The organism is Spiroplasma endosymbiont of Cleonymus obscurus, from assembly GCF_964273375.1.
Classification (GTDB): Bacteria; Bacillota_I; Bacilli_A; order Mycoplasmatales; family VBWQ01; genus Spiroplasma_E.
Map to the genome: position 1 here is coordinate 726777 of NZ_CAXWWA010000002.1, position 25304 is coordinate 752080.

At 25.1% G+C, this 25304-nt stretch carries 27 protein-coding genes and 4 pseudogenes; 7 read left to right on the forward strand and 24 right to left on the reverse strand.

All coding sequences use genetic code 4. From position 1 onward, the window contains the following. Nucleotides 1-4: 4 nt before the first annotated feature. Complete coding sequence (locus tag ACI2WJ_RS04710) at nt 5-1774, forward strand: ribonuclease J (protein WP_400254987.1); 1770 nt, start codon at nt 5-7, stop codon at nt 1772-1774. 161 nt (nt 1775-1935) lie between these two features. After that, complete coding sequence (locus ACI2WJ_RS04715; RefSeq protein WP_400254988.1) at nt 1936-2058, forward strand: hypothetical protein; 123 nt, start codon at nt 1936-1938, stop codon at nt 2056-2058. Here the strand turns inward: ACI2WJ_RS04715 and ACI2WJ_RS04720 are convergent. The 6 genes and pseudogenes from ACI2WJ_RS04720 to ACI2WJ_RS04750 all read right to left on the reverse strand — a co-directional run. Continuing rightward, nucleotides 2045-2230, reverse strand: a pseudogene (locus ACI2WJ_RS04720) (IS256 family transposase); the annotation flags it as partial. The gene ACI2WJ_RS04715 and the pseudogene ACI2WJ_RS04720 sit on opposite strands and share 14 nt — an antisense overlap. A 7-nt stretch (nt 2231-2237) precedes the next feature. Further along, nucleotides 2238-3026: pseudogene (locus ACI2WJ_RS04725) on the reverse strand (IS5 family transposase). Nucleotides 3027-3158: 132 nt separating this feature from the next. Further along, nucleotides 3159-3964: pseudogene (locus tag ACI2WJ_RS04730) on the reverse strand (IS256 family transposase); the annotation flags it as partial. Between the two features lie 41 nt (nt 3965-4005). Further along, nucleotides 4006-5244: an IS256 family transposase gene (locus ACI2WJ_RS04740; protein ID WP_338980998.1), complete on the reverse strand. Its 1239-nt coding sequence runs from the start codon at nt 5242-5244 to the stop codon at nt 4006-4008. A gap of 96 nt (nt 5245-5340) precedes the next feature. Next, a pseudogene (locus ACI2WJ_RS04745) lies at nt 5341-5628 on the reverse strand (transposase); the annotation flags it as partial. Between the two features lie 184 nt (nt 5629-5812). Then, nucleotides 5813-6328 carry a hypothetical protein gene (locus ACI2WJ_RS04750; RefSeq protein ID WP_400254992.1) on the reverse strand — a complete coding sequence of 172 codons (516 nt, stop codon included), beginning with the start codon at nt 6326-6328 and terminating at the stop codon, nt 5813-5815. 344 nt (nt 6329-6672) lie between these two features. On the opposite strand from ACI2WJ_RS04750, the gene ACI2WJ_RS04755 reads away from it, so the two are divergent. The 3 genes from ACI2WJ_RS04755 to uvrC all read left to right on the forward strand — a co-directional run bounded on the left by ACI2WJ_RS04755 (nt 6673) and on the right by uvrC (nt 9640). Beyond that, complete coding sequence (locus ACI2WJ_RS04755) at nt 6673-7743, forward strand: hypothetical protein (protein WP_400254993.1); 1071 nt, start codon at nt 6673-6675, stop codon at nt 7741-7743. A gap of 104 nt (nt 7744-7847) precedes the next feature. Then, complete coding sequence (locus ACI2WJ_RS04760; protein ID WP_400254994.1) at nt 7848-8270, forward strand: GIY-YIG nuclease family protein; 423 nt, start codon at nt 7848-7850, stop codon at nt 8268-8270. 5 nt (nt 8271-8275) lie between these two features. After that, nucleotides 8276-9640, forward strand: coding sequence for an excinuclease ABC subunit UvrC (gene uvrC / locus ACI2WJ_RS04765; RefSeq protein ID WP_400254995.1), 1365 nt, complete (start codon nt 8276-8278; stop codon nt 9638-9640). Between the two features lie 157 nt (nt 9641-9797). Here uvrC and ACI2WJ_RS04770 read toward each other — a convergent pair whose 3' ends face one another. From ACI2WJ_RS04770 to ACI2WJ_RS04855, 18 genes are all read right to left on the reverse strand, one after another. Next, entirely contained in the window at nt 9798-11036 is a 1239-nt protein-coding gene (locus ACI2WJ_RS04770) for an IS256 family transposase (RefSeq protein WP_338980998.1), read from the reverse strand. 89 nt (nt 11037-11125) lie between these two features. Further along, nucleotides 11126-12019 carry an ankyrin repeat domain-containing protein gene (locus ACI2WJ_RS04775; RefSeq protein ID WP_400254996.1) on the reverse strand — a complete coding sequence of 298 codons (894 nt, stop codon included), beginning with the start codon at nt 12017-12019 and terminating at the stop codon, nt 11126-11128. Between the two features lie 122 nt (nt 12020-12141). Next, the gene (locus tag ACI2WJ_RS04780; RefSeq protein WP_400254997.1) at nt 12142-13176 is read right to left on the reverse strand and encodes an ankyrin repeat domain-containing protein; all 1035 of its coding nucleotides are present in this window, start codon (nt 13174-13176) and stop codon (nt 12142-12144) included. 286 nt (nt 13177-13462) lie between these two features. Beyond that, a complete protein-coding gene (locus tag ACI2WJ_RS04785) occupies nt 13463-13723 on the reverse strand; it encodes a hypothetical protein (RefSeq protein WP_342257245.1) in 261 nt (86 codons plus the stop codon). Nucleotides 13724-13830: 107 nt separating this feature from the next. After that, nucleotides 13831-14454, reverse strand: a complete 624-nt coding sequence (locus ACI2WJ_RS04790) for a hypothetical protein (RefSeq protein WP_400254998.1) — start codon at nt 14452-14454, stop codon at nt 13831-13833. A gap of 17 nt (nt 14455-14471) precedes the next feature. Continuing rightward, entirely contained in the window at nt 14472-14681 is a 210-nt protein-coding gene (locus ACI2WJ_RS04795; RefSeq protein ID WP_400254463.1) for a hypothetical protein, read from the reverse strand. A gap of 9 nt (nt 14682-14690) precedes the next feature. Then, entirely contained in the window at nt 14691-15749 is a 1059-nt protein-coding gene (locus ACI2WJ_RS04800; protein WP_400254999.1) for a hypothetical protein, read from the reverse strand. A gap of 2 nt (nt 15750-15751) precedes the next feature. Then, entirely contained in the window at nt 15752-15943 is a 192-nt protein-coding gene (locus ACI2WJ_RS04805; RefSeq protein ID WP_342257242.1) for a hypothetical protein, read from the reverse strand. A gap of 209 nt (nt 15944-16152) precedes the next feature. After that, nucleotides 16153-16476, reverse strand: a complete 324-nt coding sequence (locus tag ACI2WJ_RS04810) for a hypothetical protein (protein WP_400255000.1) — start codon at nt 16474-16476, stop codon at nt 16153-16155. A 12-nt stretch (nt 16477-16488) separates the two neighbouring features. Next, nucleotides 16489-16749, reverse strand: coding sequence for a hypothetical protein (locus ACI2WJ_RS04815; protein WP_338956747.1), 261 nt, complete (start codon nt 16747-16749; stop codon nt 16489-16491). Nucleotides 16750-16783: 34 nt separating this feature from the next. After that, a complete protein-coding gene (locus tag ACI2WJ_RS04820) occupies nt 16784-16984 on the reverse strand; it encodes a hypothetical protein (protein ID WP_338956925.1) in 201 nt (66 codons plus the stop codon). A gap of 1 nt (nt 16985) precedes the next feature. Continuing rightward, complete coding sequence (locus tag ACI2WJ_RS04825; protein ID WP_338960158.1) at nt 16986-17174, reverse strand: hypothetical protein; 189 nt, start codon at nt 17172-17174, stop codon at nt 16986-16988. Continuing rightward, nucleotides 17174-17299, reverse strand: coding sequence for a hypothetical protein (locus tag ACI2WJ_RS04830; RefSeq protein WP_338956920.1), 126 nt, complete (start codon nt 17297-17299; stop codon nt 17174-17176). The genes ACI2WJ_RS04825 and ACI2WJ_RS04830 overlap by 1 nt, the downstream gene beginning before the upstream one ends. A 15-nt stretch (nt 17300-17314) precedes the next feature. Next, nucleotides 17315-17734 carry a hypothetical protein gene (locus ACI2WJ_RS04835; protein WP_400255001.1) on the reverse strand — a complete coding sequence of 140 codons (420 nt, stop codon included), beginning with the start codon at nt 17732-17734 and terminating at the stop codon, nt 17315-17317. 25 nt (nt 17735-17759) lie between these two features. After that, complete coding sequence (locus tag ACI2WJ_RS04840; RefSeq protein ID WP_400255002.1) at nt 17760-18599, reverse strand: hypothetical protein; 840 nt, start codon at nt 18597-18599, stop codon at nt 17760-17762. 217 nt (nt 18600-18816) lie between these two features. Further along, on the reverse strand, nt 18817-19020 hold the full coding sequence (locus tag ACI2WJ_RS04845) for a hypothetical protein (protein WP_400255003.1): 204 nt from the start codon (nt 19018-19020) through the stop codon (nt 18817-18819). Between the two features lie 59 nt (nt 19021-19079). Then, nucleotides 19080-19355 carry a hypothetical protein gene (locus ACI2WJ_RS04850; protein WP_281748222.1) on the reverse strand — a complete coding sequence of 92 codons (276 nt, stop codon included), beginning with the start codon at nt 19353-19355 and terminating at the stop codon, nt 19080-19082. Between the two features lie 208 nt (nt 19356-19563). Further along, nucleotides 19564-20511 carry a rolling circle replication-associated protein gene (locus ACI2WJ_RS04855; protein WP_400255004.1) on the reverse strand — a complete coding sequence of 316 codons (948 nt, stop codon included), beginning with the start codon at nt 20509-20511 and terminating at the stop codon, nt 19564-19566. Nucleotides 20512-20779: 268 nt separating this feature from the next. Between ACI2WJ_RS04855 and parE the strand changes: the two genes are divergently transcribed. Together parE and parC are read left to right on the forward strand one after the other, a co-directional pair. Next, nucleotides 20780-22702: a DNA topoisomerase IV subunit B gene (gene parE / locus ACI2WJ_RS04860; protein ID WP_338959197.1), complete on the forward strand. Its 1923-nt coding sequence runs from the start codon at nt 20780-20782 to the stop codon at nt 22700-22702. A gap of 20 nt (nt 22703-22722) precedes the next feature. Beyond that, a complete protein-coding gene (gene parC / locus ACI2WJ_RS04865; protein ID WP_400255005.1) occupies nt 22723-25236 on the forward strand; it encodes a DNA topoisomerase IV subunit A in 2514 nt (837 codons plus the stop codon). Nucleotides 25237-25304 lie beyond the last annotated feature (68 nt).

Here is a 25304-nt window from a genome sequence, read left to right on the forward strand (position 1 = left end):
AAACATGGCAAAGATAAAAGTATTTGCTCTGGGTGGATTAGATGAACGTGGTAAAAACTTATATGTTGTTGAAGTAAATGATAAGATATTTGTATTTGATGCCGGCATTAGACTCCCAGAAAGAGAAATTTTAGGAATTGATATTATTATTCCAGATTATACATATTTAAAAGAAAATAAACATCGTATTCAAGGTATATTTATTTCAAAACCATCTGATGATACTTTTGGAGCACTACCTTATATTTTAAAAGATTTTAATAAAATAAAACCCGAGTATAAAGTTCCAATCTTTACTAGTAAACTAACTGATTTTATGATTAAGCAGAAATTAGAACGTTTTCGTTTTATTAATCAAAATGAAATTATAATTAAAACTATTGAACCCGAACAAAAAGTATCATTTGGTAATGTTGTTGTTAAAACATTTAAAACAACTACTTCAATTCCAGGTAGTTTAGGTTTTGTTCTAACTGTAAATAATGGTGAAAATATTAAATTAAATGAAACAATTGTTTATACGGGTGATTATATTTTTGATGGTGAACATCGTAGTGATTTTACTACTGATATTCAACATTTAGCTAGTGTTTCTAAAAATGATGTTTTATTATTAATTAGTGAAGCAACATGTGCCAATAGAAAAGCTTTTACAGCTCCTAAGCATAAAATTCAAACTATTATTGAGCCAGTATTAAAAGAAGCACCAGGAAGGGTTATTCTTGCATGTTATGATCAAGATTTATATCGTGTTAGTGAAATTCTTAATGCTATTAAAGAAACTGACTCTAAACGTAAAATTGCAGTTTATGGTGCAACTTTATATGATATTTTATTAAAAGTTAATGATTTAAACGCTTTCAATATTGATAAATCACAAATTATTAATTTAGCACAAACAATTGGTACTAAAGATACAGTAATTATTGTTACTGGTAGTGGTGAGCGTTTATTTACTAGAATGAATAAAATTGCTATTGGTAATGATGATTATTTAAAACTTGAATCCCAAGATACAATAATTTTAGCAACTCCACCAATTCCAGGAAATGAATTGGCTCATGCAGCCTTATTAGATGACTTAGCACGTACTGATGTTAAAGTTATTAATATATCAGAAAAACAAGCTTGAAGTTTAAATGCTTCTTATGAAGATATTAAGTTAATGGTTAATATTATTGAACCAAAATATTTTTTGCCAGTTAAAGGTTTATATAAAGATTTTGTAGCAGCACAAGCAGCAGCCATTGATGCTGGTGTATTACATAACAATGCTTTAATTCATGATAATGGTGAAGTTATTACTTTTGAAAATGGTAAATTAATTGATAATTTTGTTAAACAGTATGTTGCACGTCCTTCTCGTTTTAATGATAAAAATGCTACTAATAAAACAACAGATAACTTAATAAAAACTGGTGATGTATATGTAGATGGTATTGGTGTTGGTGATATTGGTTCCATTGTTATTAGTGAAAGAAAACAATTACAACGTGATGGTATTTTAATTACAGGAGTGACAATAAATCGTAAAACTAAAGAAATTGTTTCTTTAATTGATGCACAAATGCGTGGTGTTGTTTATTTAACTAATAATGAAGAAATGTTGAAAAAATTGCAAAACATTATTATTAATGTTATTGAAAAATATAAAACTAATAATGCTTTTAGTCTTAGTGAAGTTAAGACTAAAATGAAAAATGACTTACAAGATTATATTAAAAAAGAAACTGGTAAGTTACCTATGATTTTAACAGTTGTTAATGAAATTTAAGGTTAATGATATTATCATTAACCTTAACTTATATAATTTTTCATATTTAAACTAATTTTAAAATTTATATAATGTTTAGTAAATTAGAACTAGTTTAGAAAATTACTAAAAGCTATTGAAAATCAATTTAAAATAATTTATAGTGCATTTAGTAAAAAAACATGAAAATTATTGCTGGAGAATTTGAAAGTAATAAAAAAATTTCTTCAACTGGTATATTAGTTTTGGTGAGGCTTTTTAATAATCTGTGTATCTTTGTTTTGCAAAGTACTAGTTCAGATTAATTCTGTCTTCAAATTTTATCATAAAATGAGCAATTGCTGTATTTCAATTTTGAATGGGCATTGTTCATTTTTTTGTTATATTTTCAATTGCTAAGTAAAATATTTTGAAAACTGCCATATCATTTGGAAAAACTTTTTTATTTCTGATGACTTTTCGTAATTGACTATTAAGAACCTGTTTAAAATCTTTTCAATAAAATTGAAATAAAGGCAAGAACAACCATTTGTAAGCTAGTATTTAATTTTTTTTCACAATTTTTCATAATCTTCTGCATTTTTCTAATCATGCAAAACTTCGTTCTACAACTCATCTTTTTGGTAATACTACAAAAGAATGTAATTCATTACGTTTTATAACTTCAACATTTGCATTTATAATTGTTTTAATTTTAGAAGCAAATTTTTCACCAGTATAACCAGCATCTACTAGTATTTTTTGAACTGCAGAAAGATTCTCTTTTTCATTTTCAATCATTATTATAGCACTGTTACGATCTGTTTTTTCTGCTGTGGTTATGTAAATTGCATGTGGTAAACCTTGAGAATCAACAGCAATATGACGCTTTATTCCTGAAATCTTTTTACCAGCATCATAACCTTTGTTTTTAGTAGTATCTGTATTTTTAACACTTTGTGAATCAATTATACAAAAACTAGTTTGTTCTTTTCTACCATTATTGATACGAAATGCCATGACTAATTTTTTTTAAAACTAATTGTAATACACTAGGTTCTTTACCATTATTTTTACTTCAAACTTGAAAATAATAATATACAATTTGTCATTTTGGAAAATCTTTTGGTAACATTCTTCATTGACAACCACTTTTTAATACATATAAAACTGCACAAAATACTTCATATAAATCTAAGCTTCTTGGTTTAGTTCTCTTTTTAGTATTTTCTAAAATTGATTTTATATTTTCAAATTGCTCTTTGCTAACATTACTAGGATAATTTTTATGCATATATACCTCTTATCTTAAAATATATAATCATTTTACCCTATTTCTCTAAAAGATTTTATCATTTGATGACTTATCGACTAAAAATCTATTTTTTATTATAAAATAACTATCATAATGTTCTTCTTATTAAAAATTAATCAAAAAAGATTTTAAACAGGTTCTAACAGATTCAATAGAATTTGTAGTATAAATCACTCTTTTGATTTCTGGAGGATAACTAATAAAAATTATTAAATTATCTCAATTTTTATATCAAGATTTAGCAATTTGAGGATAGTGTTTATTTCATTTACTTTCAAATGATTCTAAAGCTTGCATTGCTTGTTCTTCACTACATGCATTATAAATTGGCTTTAAATCTGTAACTAGTGATTTTCGATGTTTGTATGAAACATATTTTAAACTATTTCTGATTTGATGAACTATACATAATTGATGTTCAGTTTTAGGATAAATTGATTGTATTGCTTCTGACATGCCTGTTAAATTATCACTGCAGGCAATAAGAATATCATTTAAGCCACGATTTTTCATTTCTGTGAAATTTGCTAATCAAAATTTAGCGCCTTCATTTTCACTAATTCATAAACCTAAAACATCTTTTTTACCTTCTAAATCAACACCTAAAGCTATATAAACTGATTTGTTAATAATGCGTTTATCTTGTCGTACTTTAACTACTATACAATCAAAATAAACAATGGGATAAATGCCTTCTAATGGTCTATTTTGTCATGCTTTGACATCATCAATCACATCATCAGTAATTTGTGACTAATAACACTTTCACTAATATCAGCACCATGATATAACTCTTGTAACTGCATTCTAATATCTGATAATGTCATACCTTTTGCATATAAGGAAAGAACTTGTTGATCAAAACCATCAAATCTTCTCTGTCTTTTTGGCACTATTACAGGAGTAAAATTACTATTGAGGCTTTTTAATAATCTGTGTATCTTTGTTTTGCAAAGTACTAGTTCAGATTAATTCTGTCTTCAAATTTTATCATAAAATGAGCAATTGCTGTATTTCAATTTTGAATGGGCATTGTTCATTTTTTTGTTATATTTTCAATTGCTAAGTAAAATATTTTGAAAACTGCCATATCATTTGGAAAAACTTTTTTATTTCTGATAACTTTTCGTAATTGACTATTTACAGATTCAATAGCATTTGTAGTATAAATCACTCTTTTGATTTCTGGAGGATAACTAATAAAAATCATTAAATTATCTCAATTTTTATATCAAGATTTAGCAATTTGAGGATAGTGTTTATTTCATTTACTTTCAAATGATTCTAAAGCTTGCATTGCTTGTTCTTCACTACATGCATTATAAATTGGCTTTAAATCTGTAACTAGTGATTTTCGATGTTTGTATGAAACATATTTTAAACTATTTCTGATTTGATGAACTATACATAATTGATGTTCAGTTTTAGGATAAACTGATTGTATTGCTTCTGACATGCCTGTTAAGTTGTCACTACAAGCAATAAGAATATCATTTAAGCCACGATTTTTCATTTCTGTGAAATTTGCTAATCAAAATTTAGCGCCTTCATTTTCACTAATTCATAAACCTAAAACATCTTTTTTACCTTCTAAATCAACACCTAAAGCTATATAAACTGATTTGTTAATAATGCGTTTATCTTGTCGTACTTTAACTACTATACAATCAAAATAAACAATGGGATAAATGCCTTCTAATGGTCTATTTTGTCATGCTTTGACATCATCAATCACATCATCAGTAATTTGACTAATAACACTTTCACTAATATCAGCACCATGATATAACTCTTGTAACTGCATTCTAATATCTGATAATGTCATACCTTTTGCATATAAGGAAAGAACTTGTTGATCAAAACCATCAAATCTTCTCTGTCTTTTTGGCACTATTACAGGAGTAAAATTACTATTACGATCTCGTGGTACATCAATCTCAATTTTACCTTGTTGAGTTATTAATTTTTTTGAACTTATACCATTACGAGCATTGTCACTATTACTATGTTGATTTTTTTCATATCCTAAATAATTTTGCATCTCAGAATTCAACATTTTTTCAACTAAACGTTTTGTTAATTCTTTATATAAACCCCCTTCTTTAAAAACTGTTGTTAAATCTTCAGTATTTTCTAATAATAAATCTACTGCTTTTGATATTGGATCATTATTATTAAAGTTATCTTTTTTAGCCATCTGTAACTCACTCTTTCTAGTCATTTAATTATATTTACTAGAATTAATTAAACATAGTTATTTTTGTAAGTTACACAGATTACTAAACATTACCTTACTATTACGATCTCGTGGTACATCAATCTCAATTTTACCTTGTTGAGTTATTAATTTTTTTGAACTTATACCATTACGAGCATTGTCACTATTACTATGTTGATTTTTTTCATATCCTAAATAATTTTGCATCTCAGAATTCAACATTTTTTCAACTAAACGTTTTGTTAATTCTTTATATAAACCCCCTTCTTTAAAAACTGTTGTTAAATCTTCAGTATTTTCTAATAATAAATCTACTGCTTTTGATATTGGATCATTATTATTAAAGTTATCTTTTTTAGCCATCTGTAACTCACTCTTTCTAGTCATTTAATTATATTTACTAGAATTAATTAAACATAGTTATTTTTGTAAGTTACACAGATTACTAAACATTACCGTTTTGGTTGAAGAAATTTTTTATTTTATTAATTAAAAATCTAATAACTTTGTAAACTACATTATATAAATTAATAGAAAAATTTAAAATTTAAAAATTTCATGGATTATAATGTCCTTTACCTTTTATTTTTGCTGCATTTTCTGCTTCTGCACGTTCTCTTTTTTGTCTTTCATCTTCTTCAGCTGCTCTGGCGCGTTCTCTTAATTCTTTAGCTCGATCTTCTTTTAATTTTTCTTGAAAAATTTTTTCTCGTTTTTCTTCTCTTTCTATTCTTTGTTTTTCCATATATTCATTTGCTTCTTTTACACGTTGGCTTTCTTCTTCAGCTTTTCTATTTTTTTCTTCTTTTTGTTTTTGTCTTTCTTCTCTTTCGGCTTTTAATCTAGCTTGGTCTCTTTCAATTTTTCGTAGTTGTTCTGCTTGTTTTTCGGCTTCTCTTTGCTTTTCTTTTTTTTCTTGTTCTTCTTTTTGTCTTTTTCTTTCTTCTCTTTCGGCTTTTAATCTAGCTTGGTCTCTTTCAATTTTTCGTAGTTGTTCTGCTTGTTTTTCAGCTTCTCTTTGTCTTTCTTGTTCTTCTTTTTTATTTTTATTAAAACCCCACATTGTTTATGTCCCCTTTAAAATTAGAAAATAAAAACCCATTTTACTTTAAATAAAGCAACGGGTAAAACTTATATTAAGTTTACAATGATTATATAATATTATATAAATTAATTGTTAAATAAATATAAATAAGAAAAATGATTTATTTTAAATTTTTAAAATCTAGAAAATAATGAATATGAAATTTAAATAATACATTTTTTATGATAAAAGTATTAAAAAATTAATATTGTTTTTTGCAATAATAAATCAAAAATCGATTATAGAAAGATATTACATATATCAATTATGTTATACTATTTTTATAAGTTATTTTGTGGAGAATGTTAAGAGGTGATGTTCTTATGATTAAAAATGGCATTAAAATATCAAAATCTCAATCTCGTGGTGATGAAGTTGGATTACTTTTTTTCTTATTAGTAATCTTCTTTTTCCTAATAGTTAGTTTAACTAGATTTTCAATAATTGGTAAAGTACTTGATGATTTTCTTTTTTCTTTTTTATTTGGGTGAATGAAATATGCTGTTTATTTCTTTCTTTTTTTAATGATTATTCCTTTAGCTTTTGGTTATCGCATGCAATTTAAATTGAAGTATATTTTTGTTTATTTTTTATTTTTAGTGATTAGTTGTTGGACAACGCAAACTTTAACTTTAATAATTTTAGGAAAGAATAATTTATGAACTAGTTATTATAATTTAAACCTATTAAATATTAGTGAAATATACGTTAAAACATGATGAAATACAAATGGTATAAATAATTTTCTAGGTTTTTTTGCTTCACCAATTTCTTTTAAAGATTTTAGTGTTGAAACCTTTTTTCCAGCATATGCTACTGGTGGCATTATTAGTAATGTTTTAATAGGTATTTTTAATTATGGTTTTTTTGTTACTAATTTAATTGCAAACTTTATTAGTATTTTTTCTTTAACTTGTTTATTTATTTTTAATAAACCTTTTATTTTCTTTAGCAAAATGAAACAAATTATTAAACAAATTATTATTAATAATAAAAATAAAATAAATGCTGATTTAAAACAAAAACATATTAAGTTAAAAAAAGAAAAATTATTAATTGATAAACAAGTTAAAAAATCTTTTAGAAAAGAAAATAGTTTTAATAAGGAATCAAAGAAGGAACCGCCTATATCACCAGTAAAAAAAGCAGAAATAAAACAAAATGAAATAAAACAAAATGATAATAGTGACATTATCAATAAACCTTCTTCGCCTATTGTTTATTTTAATGAAAATAGTTATTTAACTCCTTTTGGTAAAATTGACCCTGAAAAACAAAAAGATGTAATGAGTAATAGCAAAGGTACTCTGGTAGTTAAAAAAAGTTTAGAAGATAGTATTTTAAATCGTGAAATTCTTAATGATAACGAAACTATTATTAATAACGAATCATAAGTAATTAATAATGAATAAAATTAAGAATTTACTTTAGGATAAAACATTATATTAATGTTAAAATCAAAGTATCTTTTAATTTGTTAATAAATTTAGGTGAACTAATGGCAGAAAAATCTTTACTACAAATGAAAATTAAACTTTTACCTAATATTGCTGGATGTTATTTATTTAAAGATATACATAATAATTTAATTTATGTTGGTAAAGCTAATTCATTAAAAAAACGAGTAACTTCATATTTAAATAAAGCCAGTAATTTTAAAACAATGTTATTAGTTAATGATATTCATGATGTTGAATACATTACGACATCTAATGAAAAAGAGGCTTTAATTTTAGAACAAACATTGATTAAAAAACATCATCCTAAATATAATATTTTGTTAGCAGATGATAAAAAATATCCTTATATTCAAATTACTAATAATCGTGATCCACAATATCGTTATGTACGTAGTGCTACTAAAAAGAGGGACATTATTATGGACCATTTCCCGATGGTACTGGTGCGCGTGAAATTTTAAAGTTATTGGAACGAATTTTTCCATTACGAAAATGTGCTGGTAATCTTGGTAAACCTTGTTTATATTATCATTTACAGCAATGTTCTGGTGCTTGTTTTAAATCGGTACCTATTACTTATTATGAAGATATGATTAGTAAAATTGATCAATTTTTCAAAGGGAATGTTACTGCTGTTAAAAAAATATTAATTAATAATATGAATATTAGTGTTGAAAACTTACAATTTGAAAATGCTAATCGTATTAAAATTTTGTTATCAAAAATAGATTTATTTTTATCACAACAAGTTGTTGAGTTTCAAGATTATGGAAATCGCGATTTTATTAATTTTTTAATTGAAGATGAAATGGTTGTTTTAATTACTTTATTTTATCGTAATGGTAAATTGCAAGCTAAAGATGAACAAATAGTTCAAAATAATTACTTAGAAATTCAAGATTTAATTCGTAATTATTGTCAACAACTATATAGTAAAAATACATTGCCAAATGAAATATATTTACCATCAAATATTGATTTAAAACAATTAAAATTATTATTTCCACAAATAAAATTTATTAATCCAATTAAAGGAACAAAAGAACATATTTTAACATTGGCAAAAACCAATGCCATTTACGCATGAAATAATTATTTACAAACTAATCAATTTAATGCACCGTTAAATATGATGAAAGTATTATCACAATGATTAAAAATTCCTAATTTAAATCATTTAGAGGTTTTTGATGTTTCTAATCTTCAACAAAGTGCTAGTGTTGGCGGTATGATTGTTTATAAGAATGGTAATCCTAGTTTTAATGATTATCGCAAATTTTTATTAGATCCAAAAATTATTGATGATTATCATCGTTTTTGTGAAATGATTTATCGTAGATATCATCACTTAGTTATTAATAAATTGCCACTTCCTGATTTAATTATTGTTGATGGTGGAAAACCACAAATTAGTGCTACATTAGAACAACTAACATTATTAAACTTAACAATTCCTATTATTGGATTAGTTAAAAATAAAAAACATCAAACTGATAAAATTATAAATGATAAAATGCAAATTATTAATATTCCTAAAACTGATGCTTGTTTTTTATTTTTGAGTAAATTACAAGATCAAGTTCATAATTATGCAATTAAATATCATAAAACAAAACGAAGTCAATCAATGATAAGTAGTGTTTTATCATCAGTACCAGGAATTGGTTTACAATTACAAAATAAAATATTACAGCAATTTCCAACTTGACAATTATTGCAAAATGCTACAAAAACAGAACTTTCATCATTAGTTAAATCAAAAGTAATTTTAGAAAAACTATGAAAAGAATTACATAGTTTTGAAAATAATATATTATTAAGAAATAAATAATAACGTAAATAAGATATTTATCTAAGTTACTAATGTAAAAATATCAAAAATTAGATAAAAAATATCTTAATGTTTTAAGATATTGAAAATTTTAAGGTATTGCTTTCGTTTGTGAAGAGGCTTTTTAATAATCTGTGTATCTTTGTTTTGCAAAGTACTAGTTCAGATTAATTCTGTCTTCAAATTTTATCATAAAATGAGCAATTGCTGTATTTCAATTTTGAATGGGCATTGTTCATTTTTTTGTTATATTTTCAATTGCTAAGTAAAATATTTTGAAAACTGCCATATCATTTGGAAAAACTTTTTTATTTCTGATAACTTTTCGTAATTGACTATTTACAGATTCAATAGCATTTGTAGTATAAATCACTCTTTTGATTTCTGGAGGATAACTAATAAAAATCATTAAATTATCTCAATTTTTATATCAAGATTTAGCAATTTGAGGATAGTGTTTATTTCATTTACTTTCAAATGATTCTAAAGCTTGCATTGCTTGTTCTTCACTACATGCATTATAAATTGGCTTTAAATCTGTAACTAGTGATTTTCGATGTTTGTATGAAACATATTTTAAACTATTTCTGATTTGATGAACTATACATAATTGATGTTCAGTTTTAGGATAAACTGATTGTATTGCTTCTGACATGCCTGTTAAGTTGTCACTACAAGCAATAAGAATATCATTTAAGCCACGATTTTTCATTTCTGTGAAATTTGCTAATCAAAATTTAGCGCCTTCATTTTCACTAATTCATAAACCTAAAACATCTTTTTTACCTTCTAAATCAACACCTAAAGCTATATAAACTGATTTGTTAATAATGCGTTTATCTTGTCGTACTTTAACTACTATACAATCAAAATAAACAATGGGATAAATGCCTTCTAATGGTCTATTTTGTCATGCTTTGACATCATCAATCACATCATCAGTAATTTGACTAATAACACTTTCACTAATATCAGCACCATGATATAACTCTTGTAACTGCATTCTAATATCTGATAATGTCATACCTTTTGCATATAAGGAAAGAACTTGTTGATCAAAACCATCAAATCTTCTCTGTCTTTTTGGCACTATTACAGGAGTAAAATTACTATTACGATCTCGTGGTACATCAATCTCAATTTTACCTTGTTGAGTTATTAATTTTTTTGAACTTATACCATTACGAGCATTGTCACTATTACTATGTTGATTTTTTTCATATCCTAAATAATTTTGCATCTCAGAATTCAACATTTTTTCAACTAAACGTTTTGTTAATTCTTTATATAAACCCCCTTCTTTAAAAACTGTTGTTAAATCTTCAGTATTTTCTAATAATAAATCTACTGCTTTTGATATTGGATCATTATTATTAAAGTTATCTTTTTTAGCCATCTGTAACTCACTCTTTCTAGTCATTTAATTATATTTACTAGAATTAATTAAACATAGTTATTTTTGTAAGTTACACAGATTACTAAACATTACCTTTGTGAAAGAATTTTGCATTTGTAAATCGATGATACTACTAATATGTTCTCAACTTTCAATACTATTTTTATCTTTTGGCATATAATAGTCAATAATTTTTTTCTATTTTCACTGGCATTTTTATTAATTTCTTTTTTTTCAATTGGATTTCAATTTGGAGATGAAGGAATTAATTGTTTTATAAATACTTTATTTTTATAAGTTAATTGATGTTCTTTTTTAATAGTCAAAGTATTTTTTGATTGTAATAACATACAAGCATGATTTCATGCCGAATTTCCTGAATTATCTTTATAATCAATATCAACTGGTCATTCATTTATTAAATAAGTTACTAATTTTTGTCAATCATTTAATACTGCTATATGTAATAATGAATAATTTTCTTTTCCAAACTTGATAATATTAATAAAATCTTTTTTTAGAGAATGATTATTAAGTTCTGAATTAATATTTTTAAGTTTTTGATTTAAATTATGTTCATAGTTATCAATGATTTCAATAATTTCTTCTTGATTATTTTTTCAAATTTCATTATCATTTTGATTATCTTTTATTTCATTAGGTTTTTTTAGTTGTTCATTTAAAGCCTTATTAATGTTTAGTATCATTTCTTTAGCATTTATTAAATTTTCTGCTTTTAGTTGATTTAGTTGATTTATTTGCTCGATTATTCTTGCTATTTTTATATGGTTATTTTTATTGGCCATCATTAAAGCTGTATTACCATTTTGATTTGCATAATTAAGATTAGCGTTATTTTCTATTAAAGCATTAGTAATTTCTAAAAAACCATTTTCAGCAGCTATCATTAAAGGACTATAACCAGATTGATCTGAATAATTAACATTAACATTTTTTGTTAGTAAAGTGTTAACTATTTCCAAATAACCTTTTCAAGTACTTCATATTAAAGCTGTATCACCTTTTTCATTTACATAATTAATATTGGTATTATGTACTATTAAACTATTAACTATATTTAGATAACCATTTCGCGCGCTTCATACTATAAAGCATTATTATTTATTTGATTTGTATGATCAGCATTAGCATTATGCGCTATTATAACATTAGCTATATCTAAATATCCGTTTCTGGCGGCTCACTTGAAAGCAGTGTAACCTTCTATATTTTCATGATTAATATTAATATTATGTTGCATTATTAAGCTATTAACAATATTTAAGTGTCCGTTTCTAACGGCTCATATTAAAGCTGTATCACCATAACGATTTTCATGATTAATATTAGCAAAATTATCGATTAAGAGATTAATGATTTCATGGTGTCCGTTTCTGGCGGCTCACTTGAAAGCAGTGTAACCTTCTATATTTTCATGATTAATATTAATATTATGTTGCATTATTAAGCTATTAACAATATTTAAGTGTCCGTTTCTAACGGCTCATATTAAAGCTGTATCACCATAACGATTTTCATGATTAATATTAGCAAAATTATCGATTAAGAGATTAATGATTTCATGGTGTCCATTTCTGGCGGCTAAGATTAAAGCGGTTTCATCATTATCTTCATTTATATGATTAACATTGGCATTATGTGTTATTAATACATTAACGATATTTAAGTGTCCATTTTTAGCAGCTAGTGTTAAAGCAGTATTATTAAAATTATTAGGATGATTAATATTAATATTATGTTGCATTATTAAACTATTAACGATATTTAAGTGTCCATTTTTAGCAGCTAATAATAAAGCAGTTTCATTACCATTATTTTCATGATTAATATTAGCGTTATTTTCTATTAGTGTATTAACTATTTCAATATGATTATTTTCAGCAGCTAATAATAAAGCAGTATTACCAAATATATTAGCATGATTGATATTAGCACCATTTTCTAGTAAAGTTTTAACGATATTTAAGTGTCCATTTCAGGCCGCTAGTGTTAAAGCACTAAAATTATTTATAGTTAAATAATTAACATCAGCACCATTATTTGTCAGTAAAATATTAATTGTATCTAAATCACCATTTCAAGCACTATTTATTAATTTTTCATTTAAATCGTCATTCATTTTTTTACTCCTTTAACAATAAAAAACCCATTTACTTTGTAAATATTAAAATAAATAAGCGATAAAATTCTATAATCTTTATAAGATTATTATATTTATTTTTTTTATGATTCAAATATTAACTTTTAAATTAATTAAAAGTTAATAGTTTTTTTATATTTATTTTATAACTGTTTTATTAATAATTAAAAATTATTAGATCAAGTATATAGGGACTACGTCCCTCGCCACTATGTGGCTCACCCAATTTATAGTTCCAGCAGGTTCGCTGGAACTATATTTTTGTTTATATTTTTAGTAAGATTGAATTTTCATTTTTTAAAAGTTCATTTTCAATTAAATTATTTATTTCTTTAATATCTAAATTTTTAATATTTTTATTATAATATATTGCATATTCTTTTAATTTATTAATTTCTCCAAAAACAAATTCTTTAACTTCATCACATTTTGAAAACAATAATGTTTGTTTACAAGCAACATCTGCTAATAAATTTAAATTATTATTCAAATCTTGATTTTCCTTATAATTATTTTCTATTTTCATAATTATATCTTCCTTTCAAAATAAAAAAACCCATTTACTTTTAAAAAAGATAATGAGTTAAAAACTTATATTTATTATAATTTTTATTTATTTATTATACTATTTTTTTATTTATTTTTTTCTTTTTTCTTCAAAATATTATCTAATTTATCCAAACCAGCAGACTTAATATCATTATAATTCATATCAATACTACTTGCTTCTTTAAGATATTTCTTAGGCGACAATTCACTTTTAAGTTCATGCACATAATGTAAAGCACGTGAATTATACCTTTTTAACCAGTGTCTAGGAAAAAATAAAGTCATAGCCATTGCTTCACCACTATAACTTGGAGGCATAATACCTCTTTTAATCATTTTCTTTGTTCTACGACGTGAAAATACTACTTTATTATAATCCTCAATATTAGTATATAAATTAAGATTAAATATAACAATAAAACCCAAAAAACGCATACGTTTAACTTGAACAACATACTCAACTTTTTCTCTTGCTTGTACTGGTATTCTATTAGGGTGTTGTTCAATCAAATACATTGTACCATTAAACATGTGACCTATTAACTTACAAAATTGTCCTAAACTTTCTTGTTGATTTTTAAACTGTACTCCTAAATCATTAGAATTTATTTTTAATGCTAATTCATCTAAAATTATTAAATCTTGTTCCTCAAAAGCATAATTACTTGCTAACTGATTAAAAGTAAAAACATCGTTATAATTAACCAAATAAGAATAACCAGTCTTTAACTTAATAGGGAAAGGACTCTAACTACTCGTTTCTTATGAGTTTGTGCTAAACAACAAGCAAGGGCAGATTTGCCAGTCCTTGGAGGTGCTGAAATAATATAACTACCAACTCGTTTTAAAATTTTAACATTACGAATAGTTATAAGAATTGGATAAATAATTATAATCAAACCTATAACTAATAACACATAACCATATCAAGGCATAATAAACTCCTAACCTATAATTAAACTAATTGCTCTAACAAATAATCATAAAGGTATAATATTTTCTATTCCACTAACAATATCAACATTTAAAGCAGTACTAATCGTATCTGAAAAAATATGTCGTAATAAACTATCTGTTGTAAAAAGAAATTGTCTTAATGGTTCAACTGGTAAAACTTTACCAACAACACCATAAAGTACTCATCTAAAAGCATTACGTAAATGTGCAAAAACATCATATCAACTTGGTCTTTCATATTCGGGATTAAAAGGACTATTTGGTGGCACTGGCGTTATATTTTCACTTGAAAAAATATTGATTTGACCAAAATTCAACTGTGGTGAAAAAGTTGGTCTAGTTGATTCACCATGAACATCAAAAAATACTGTTAAATGTCTTAAATTTGGAACACGAATAGGCATAGTAACAAAATTATATAAATCTTGCTGATAAATATCATTATCAACTTTACCTTTAAAAACATATTTTGTATCACCAACATAATCTAAAAAACTAAAAGTAAAATTAGCAGTAAAAGTTTTAAAATATTCATATTCAAAATAAAACATAAAACCTTGAATATAAAAACTTAAAGGTTTATCAATTTCAAAATTTAATTGTGTTTGAAAATTTATAATACTTTTACCAGTATTAACAAAATTTAAATTATTAGTATTATTCTTTGCAACATAATTATGATTAAACATAATACGTGAAAATTCATCTAATTGTTTTCTATTAAAAGTATAAACACCAGTTCCCATATCTATCATTTGTGACGGAACACCAACTGTATCACTATAATAATAACACGTATATAAACCTTCATTATTACCTATAAATTCACCACTTACTAATTTTAAATCTGGTTGGTCAACATCAAAATAAGCAGAATTTCATGGAATTGTTGCTCAATCATCAAAACTATGGTATTTAACATGCTTAACCATTTCTTTTGTAATATCATAATTAACAACATTAGGGTCATTTGAAGCAATTAAACTAGTTGGTGCTTGAACAGAAGTATTTACAACAAAAAATAATTTAGCAAATTTAAATCACATAATTATTTACCAAACAAACATCTTAAAACTCATCATAAACCATAAAATATAATAAATCCAATAAAAAACTGAGTTCCATAAACTACTAAATTTCATAAAATAGTAGTAAAATCATCAACTGGATTACCTATAAACATAGTTCAATAATCAACTATACATTGATGTATTTTATTGTAAATATCTCAAACACTCATACTTAATACCTACCCAAACAATGACCTAAAAATAAATTTAATACTACGATAAATAAAATTAAAAAAAACACCTAATACCAACCAAAAAGTCAAATTAAACAAAATATAAACTTCATCAGTAATATTAGTTTGATTTAAAAATATACCAATATCATTACTAGAAAATATAAAAATTAAATGCAATATACTATTCACAAAATCACTCATAATTAAGTACCTACAAACTTCCCTTTTTTATTTTCAACACCCTTAGCCTTATTTCTTAAACGTTTTCTTTCATGTTGTTTAGCAATTTGCTTTCCAACAAATTTTGAACTGCCTTTAATATTTCTATAACTTTGCTTTACAGTCCCCGATGTAGAAACTGGCTGAATATCAATATTTAAAAAAACTGACATAGCAAACTTTATTAAAAGAATAAAAACAACAAAAGTTCCCAAATTAAAACCTAAATCTGTTATTGGCAAATTTCAAAATTTCATAAAAATTTGTCCAAATAGTTCTAAAACTTTTGAAATAAAAGCAACACCCATAATAAACTACTCCTATATTATTTTTAATAATTTTAAAATTAATGAAAAAGTAAAAAGCACTAAAATAATTGCTAACAATGGTGCTGGCATTGAAACTATTTGTTGTGAACTATCACCAAAAATAAAACTTTTAATAACCAAAGACAAATTATGTAAACCAGAAAAATCAGTAATATAACTTTGCAAAATATTTTGCACAATATTATTTAAAGAAGGTAAAAGTTTACCTAATAAAGGAAAAACAAAAATTATTGCAAAAAATAATTTAATCATAACTATTACCTCCCAAAAACAAATTTAATTTTTTCTATCTAAATCCACGAATAATATGTCCAATAAATTCTTTAATAAATACTAAGACCATCATAAATATTGGAATTAATACCGGTCAATTTGTCATTATAGAATCACCCGCAAATACTCAGTTAAAAACATAACTAAAAGATTCTAATAATTTTTGGCCAATACCTCCAATCATTTCTATTAAAGCACTTAATCCTTTTGGCATACTAATCACCTCCCTCCTCTAATTCTTTTCTTGCTCTTTCTTTACGCTTTTGTTCTTTACAATATCAACAATCTGGGTCAACTACATTGTGTTTTCTATGTTTAAATTTTCAAACTAACTTTTTAATAGTACCTTTAAAAGCCCAAGAAGTACCAAGCACAGCAATTATCACAACTATTCATTTAACCATTATTTTTTACCTCCTAAAAAACTATCAAAACTCATATTTTCATATAATCTCTGTTCAAAATTTCTTTTTGCCTTTTTCTTATGCAACTTTTGTCTTGGCATATTTTTTCATTTATCTTTTTTCATAAATTAATTCGCTCCTTATAAAATAAACGTTTTTATTGTTTTATTTTGTTCATTAATCTTTGGAATTTCATTATTAATTTCCAATAATTTATTTTGAAATTCTAATGTTTGTTTTAAATCTTTTATTTGATTATTTAAATTTTCAAATTTTCTTTCTATTTTTTGTTTTTCATATCTTTTTCTTTCAACTTTTAAATCATTATTTTTAATAAATTTATTTTCTTTCTTTTTAAATACTCAATCCATTATTTTATTTTTCATTTTATTTCATGGAATAGCAATATAACCCATACCTATACTAACAACAAATACTAACGGTTTAATTGCAACTATTCCTAAAACTACAATACTAGGAATTAATCCTAAAAATAAACCAAATGTAATACATCCAGTTAATACCAAAAATTTTAAAATTCATAGCATATATTTTCTCATTTTAAACACCACCTAGTGTATAAGCTTAAGAATAATCCCAATTTAAACTTGCTCTATCTAAATTAATCTCCGACATATTATCATCATTTAAATCAACATCAACCATACTGTCATTTGTACTTTGATAATCATTAACACTACCATTAATTAATCTTGCTCTTTCATCTGTAAATACTTCTTGTAATTCCGTACTATTATATGTACTTCCCAAAGGTAACAATAAAGTATTAATAATCTCACTTGCACCAGCAATTATGGTAGGTACTGCATAAGCATTATTAAAATCATTATTTATACCCATAGCAACACCACTTGAAATTAAACAACCACCAGTTGCCATATTACAAATTTTTCTTATTGCTTCAAATTTATTAGGTATTAACTCAGTTATTCCACTAATAAGATTTGATATACCAAAACTATTTAAAGATATATAAGTATCTCAATCTACAAAAGGATTATCAACTATCGGTTTAACAGTTGTAAATGGTGGATACGTTGGTTTAGGTGGTTCAGTTGGACAAGGTGGTCAAAAACAAGGTTCATCTCTTAATAAAGACACAGACTTATCTACATACTGAACAAACTTAGCATAATTAATTAAACCAATTGTTCCTAAACCTAATAATATTTTTTTACTACTATTAATTAATTTAGTTTTAGTATTTGGTCTTTGATTTAAATTTCATATATCTAAACCTAATTTTTTACTAAATAGCAAAGAATTAATAGAACCTAAAATTGGGTCTTTTAAATATTGACCATAATAAGCACTAACTCCTACCATAGCACTTAATGGACTTAATCCAGTTCTTAAAATTTTAGTTAAAGTATAATTGCTAGTTTGTTCTAACTCATTGGGCATAAATAAAACTCCTTACTTTATATACTAATAAGGAGCTTATTTATGAATTATAATCTAATCCATTGGGGCTTAATGAAAAATATATAATCCATATATAAGCCCCTTATTTAATTTTTACTTTTTTCTTTTATTCTCTTTTCTTATTCGTTGCATTTCATTAGCAACTCTGTAACACATTTCACAACCAAATACTCTTTCATAAGTCCAATCACTACACTTATGTCTCATAATTTAACTTACTTTCTTGTTGTCTCATTGATTTATTTAAAGCAATATCTAATATACAATTCGGACAATAATATTTTTTAGTATATAAGTTTTGTAAAACTCTTTTAGGACAAATAACTTGGTCACAAAGTTTACATATATAAATTGCTAAATGAAATGCTTGTTCACATGAACAATTATCATTTTTAACCATAATTTAAAATTAACTCCTAACATATTAATAATTATTTAAAATTACCCTTTTAAAAATAATTATTTTCAATTAGAAAGTTTTTTAATATTACCGCTTAAATCAAGTTCAAGTGAATAAAAATTACCAACTTTTAAATCAACAGTAGATAAACAATTATTAAAATCACTAGCAAATTCCGGATTATATCATTTATCACGTGTTTGACCAGTTGGCACGCTTGTTTGTTTATTTATTTCTACAAACTTCAAAACATCAAACTTTAATGTTTGACCTTTATTATTTTTATCGGGAATAATACGCCCTTTTTCAATATTAACTAACTGTACTTTAAACATAAAAAAATACTTAACCTCCGTAATTCATTAAATTAAAAATTTAATAAGTTAAGCATAGTAGGGTAAACCTATACTTACAAAATTATTATAACATAAAAAATAAAAATACAATAAAAAAAACGAACACTAGTAAGAATTACGGTAATTACTAGTATTCATTAACCATTATATATATACAAGTAAAAATATAGAAAAACTAGTTTTTTTTCTAATGTAAAACTTTTTTCTTAAAATCTATTTTTTCAACTTTATTACCAAAAACTTTCTCTGCCCAAATCAAAACATCTTTATCTCTTTGAATTAAATAACCGATTTCACTAGTTCGTAAATAATGCTTATACGATAAAGCACTTAAATATACATATCTTTCGTAATCTTCATATTCTTTAAAATAATCATTTACAACAGTACTTTCAATAATACCACCAATCATAACAGTATCACCACTACTATCTCTTTGAGTTTTAAAATAAAATACATTTGTAGCATTAAAACTTGCTTTAATTATATCTCCAATTGTTAATTTCTTAATTCCACGAACTACAATAGGATTTTTACAATTACGACTAAAAGCATAAGCCTTTACACCTACATCTGCTTGATTTATAGATTTAACATCATCTAATGCTTTTGTAACATATTTTCCTAAATATTTAATAACAAATTCATTTGTACCTTTTTTAACTACTTTTAAATCATTAAAACCGTGAGTTCATCATTCTGCTAACATACTTTTATATATCTTTCTATTAAAAATTATATGAAAATGAATAGCCCCACGTTCTTGATATTCATAAACATAAAAATATTTTAATTCTCCCAAATGTTCAAAACGTTTAGGGTCATTTCATCATTTTTTTAATTTAAGAAAAAATAAACGAATATCTTTTTTTGCTTTTTTAATATCTTGTATATTATCTTTATAAGTTAAAGTAACAAAACTCAACATTTTACTATCATAAAAATTATGTAATGCTTTTTGAATTAAATTAGTTTTAGTACGAACAGTATTATTTCTTAACTTTTGTTTATTACCAACATAACATTTACCTTTCTTATTTCCAATATTATTCAAAAAAGAAATAGGTAAAACTACATTTTTAACATAACAAGCATAAAAAATCTTTTTAACATAAAAATCTTGCTGAATATTCATATATAAAACTCCGTAATTCTAGTTTTAAAAACTAATTTTATATATTTTAATAACAAACAAATTTTAACATAAAAAATTATAAAAGCAAACATAAACAAAAACGATACTTAATTAAATATTTATTTTAAATGTATTATATTAAATTTTGTATAGAAACCTTTAACTTTAAATTATAAAATTTATTTAGTTCTTTTATCGACATTATCTTTAAATAAATAAATATATGATAAAATGAAAATGAAATAAATTGTAGTAAGGAGTTTTTTTCATGGCAAATAAACCAAAAAGCAGTGTTTATAATGAATCATCAATTCAAATTTTAGAAGGTCTAGAAGCAGTTAGAAAAAGACCAGGAATGTATATTGGTTCTACTGATAATCGTGGTCTTCATCATCTAGTTTGAGAAATTGTTGATAATGGTATTGATGAAGCATTAGCTGGCTTTTGTACTAGTATTGTTGTTACTATTAATTTTGATAAGTCAGTTACTGTTGAAGACAATGGTCGTGGTGTTCCAACTGGTATGCATGCTTCAAAAAAAAGTACTCCAGAAGTTATTTATACGGTTTTACATGCTGGTGGAAAATTTGACACTAATAGTTATAAAACCTCGGGTGGTTTACATGGTGTTGGTGCTTCAGTAGTAAATGCTTTAAGTAATTGAATGATTGTTACTATTCATCGTGATAAAAAAATTCATGAAATTAAATTTAAAAATGGTGGTAAGATTGATCAAAGTTTAAAAATGATTGGTAGCACTTATAAAACAGGAACTAGGGTACAATTTTTACCTGATTTTCATCGTGTTTTTCTAGGTTGTGATTGAAATGTTCATTTATTTGAACAACATTTACGTGAAAGTGCTTTTTTAATTAATGATTTAAGTATTCAATTAATTGATAAGAGGACAGGTACTGAAGAAACTTTTCATTATGAAAATGGCTTAGTTGCTTTCATGCAATATTTAAATAAAGATAAAAAAAATTTATCACCAATTGTTAGTTTAAAAGGTAAACAAAATAATATTGACGTTGAAATTGTATTACAATATACTGAAGATTATAGTGAAACGTTAGTAGGGTTTGCTAATAATGTTAAAACTGTTGATGGTGGAAGTCATTTAGTTGGTTTTAAAAGTGGTTTAACGAAAGCTATTAATGAATATGCAAGAAAACAAGAATTATTAAAAGCAAAAGATAAAAATTTAGAAGGTAATGATTTGCGAGAAGGTTTGGTTGCTATTGTTTCGTTGCGTATTCCTGAAAATTTAATTCAATATGAAGGTCAAACAAAAGGTAAATTAGGAACGCCCGAAGCAAGAATTGTTGTTGATAATATTGTTAATGAAAGATTTTCATTTTGACTTCACGAAAATAGTGATGCTGCTAAAAAAATTATTGATAAAGCCATTAAGGCTCGTGATATTCGTAATGCTTTAAGAAAAGAACGCGAATCATTGCGTAATAAAAGTAAAGATACGCAAAAATTTTTAGTAGGTAAATTGGTGCCTGCACAAAGTAAAAATCCTAACATTAATGAATTATTTTTAGTGGAAGGAGATTCCGCTGGTGGCAGTGCCAAGTCAGGTCGTGATCGTAAGTTCCAAGCGATATTACCGTTAAAAGGAAAAGTAATTAATGCCGAAAAAACTAAAGTAATTGATCTTTTTAATAATGAGGAAATTAGTATGATTATTAATGCGATTGGTGCTGGTGTTGGTAACGAATTTAGTATTGAAAATTGTAATTATAATAAAGTCATTATTATGACTGATGCCGATACTGATGGTGCCCATATTCAAATTTTATTACTAACTTTTTTCTATCGTTATATGCGAGATTTAATTACTTCGGGTAATATTTATATTGCATTACCGCCTTTATTTAAAATTTCTTTTAAAGAAGAAGAGCAAGAGAAACATGTATATGTTTGAAATGAGTTAGAATTAAAAGATAAAGTTGAAACAATTAAAGGTAAATATGACCTGCAACGTTATAAAGGTTTAGGAGAAATGAATGCTGAACAATTATGAGAAACAACTATGGATCCAAATGTCCGTCAATTAATTAAAATTACTATTGAGGATGCTCTATCAGCAGAAACAGAAATTCAAATATTAATGGGTGATAAACCAGAAAAAAGACGAAAATGAATTGAAGAAAATATTTCTTTTGAAGCTAGTGATTATTAAGAAAAAGGAGTTTATAAGTTATGAATAGTAAAGAAGAGATTCAACAAAATAATGAACAAATTTTATCTTATCCTATTGATGATATTGTTGCAGAACGTTTTGGTCGATATGCCAAATATATTATTTTAGAACGAGCATTGCCCGATATCCGTGATGGTTTGAAACCAGTTCAACGTCGAATTTTGCATGCTATGAATGATTTGGGTTTAACCAATGATAAAGCATATAAAAAAGCAGCTCGTGTTGTTGGAGAAGTAATTGGTAAATATCATCCTCATGGTGATACAGCGGTTTATGCTGCTATGTGTAGAATGGCACAAGAGTGAAAGGTAGCATGACCATTAGTACAAATGCATGGTAATAAAGGTTCAATTGATGGTGATAATCCTGCTGCGATGCGATATACAGAAGCGCGTTTATCATTAATTTCAGAATTATTATTGAAGGATATTAAGAAAAATACTGTTAGTTTAATTAAAAATTTTGATGAATCAGAAACAGAACCAACAGTTTTACCTGCCTATTTTCCAAATTTATTAGTAAATGGTGCTTCTGGAATTGCTGTTGGAATGGCAACTAATATTCCACCTCATAATTTACAAGAAGTAATTAATGCAATTGTCATGAGAATTAATAATCCACAATGTAATTTAAGCGAATTAATGCGTGTTATTAAGGGTCCTGACTTTCCAACCGGAGGAATTATTCAAGGTATTAAAGGTATTAAAGAAGCTTATCGTTCTGGTAAAGGGCGAATTGCAATTCGTGCTAAAACTCATATTAATAATGAAGGTGAAATTCCACAAATAATTATTACCGAAATTCCATTTGAAGTTATTAAACAAGATTTGATTAAAAAAATTGATGATGTTAAAACATTAGCAAAAATTCATGGTATTAAAGAAGTACGTGATGAAACGGATCGTTTTGGTTTACGAATAGTTATTGATTTAGTAGAAGATAGTAAACCGCAAGAAATTTTAAATTATTTATTTAAAAATACCAATTTACAAATTTATTATAACTTTAATTTAGTAGCAATCGCTAACAAAAAACCAGTACAAATGAATTTAATTAATATGTTAGATTTTTATATTAATCATCAAATTGATGTTGTTACTAAGCGTTCACAATATGACTTAGCACAATTAGAACGAAGATTAGAGATTGTTAATGGTTTAGTTATTGCATTAAGTGAAGTTGATAAAGTAATTAAAATTATTAGAACATCAACTGACCGTATGCAAGCAAAATTAAATTTAATATCAGCTTTTAATTTTACTGATATTCAAGCAGAAGCAATTGTACAATTGCGTTTATATCGTTTAACTGCTACTGATATTCAATCATTAGTTTTAGAAAAAGCAGATATTGAAAGTAAAATTATTGTTTTACAAGAAATTCTTAATAATGAAAATTCACTACGTCAAGTTATTATTACTGAGTTAGAACAAATTAATTCTCATTTTTCTGGATTAAGAAAATCACAAATTCAAGGTGAAATTTCTGAAATTACAATTGATGAAAAAGCAACATTGCGACAAGAAAATGTATTTGTTAGTATTAGTTATGATGGTTGAATTAAGGTAATAAGTAGTAAAGTATTTTTACAAAATCTTGATTATCAAGATTTTGGACGTAAGCCAAATGATGTTATTATTGGTGGAGCAATGTTCAATAATTTTAATAATTTATTATTTTTTACAAATAAAGGTAATTATTTTTTAATACCAATTTTTAAATTAGAAGAAAATAAATGAAAAGATAATGGTATTCATGTTAATACGTTATGTAAACTTGAAGGAAATGAAAAAATTATTAGTGTTGCGCAAGTTAATAGTTTTGAACAGCCAAATGTAAATATAGTAGTCGCTACTAGATATGGTTTAATTAAAAGAATGCCACTTTTAGAGTTAGCAACTACTAGATTTAATAAAACCGCCAAATATGTTAAGTTAAAAGAGAACGATAGTGTTATTAGTGTTAATAGTACTACCGGTCATGATTTTATTGTTATTAGTACTCGCAAGGGTATGACTTTAAAATATTTAGAAACGAAAGTTCCATTATTAACTAAAACTGCAACAGGTGTTAAAGCTTTGAAAATTAATTCTGAAGAAGATGAAGTGGTAGGAATGGCTTGTGGTAATAGTAATGATATTTATGCAATGTTAACATCAGTTGGAACAATTAAACGAATGTTATTCAATACTATTGAACAAACTTCACGAACAACAAAAGGTAATAAAGTAATAAAAGTTCCTAAAAGTAAAAGTATTAGTATTATTAAAACCTTCTTATCACCAGCAACATCTTTTATTAATATATTAACGAAAAAAGAAAAATGATTAGTGATTAAAGCAAGTGACATTAATCTTAGCAAGGTAAATGAAGGAACTGGCAAAGTAGTTGCTGATGATATTATTGCTGGTGGTAATAATTTAGTGATTGATTTAAAAACTGATGTTATTGATGCTGATATATCATCAATATCAGAAAATTTTAATACAAAAGAAAGCAACAATGGTATTTAAAATAAACTTTTTTATTGAAAATTATGAACTTTTTTAAAGAATTAGTTTTTTGATTTTCATAATATAAA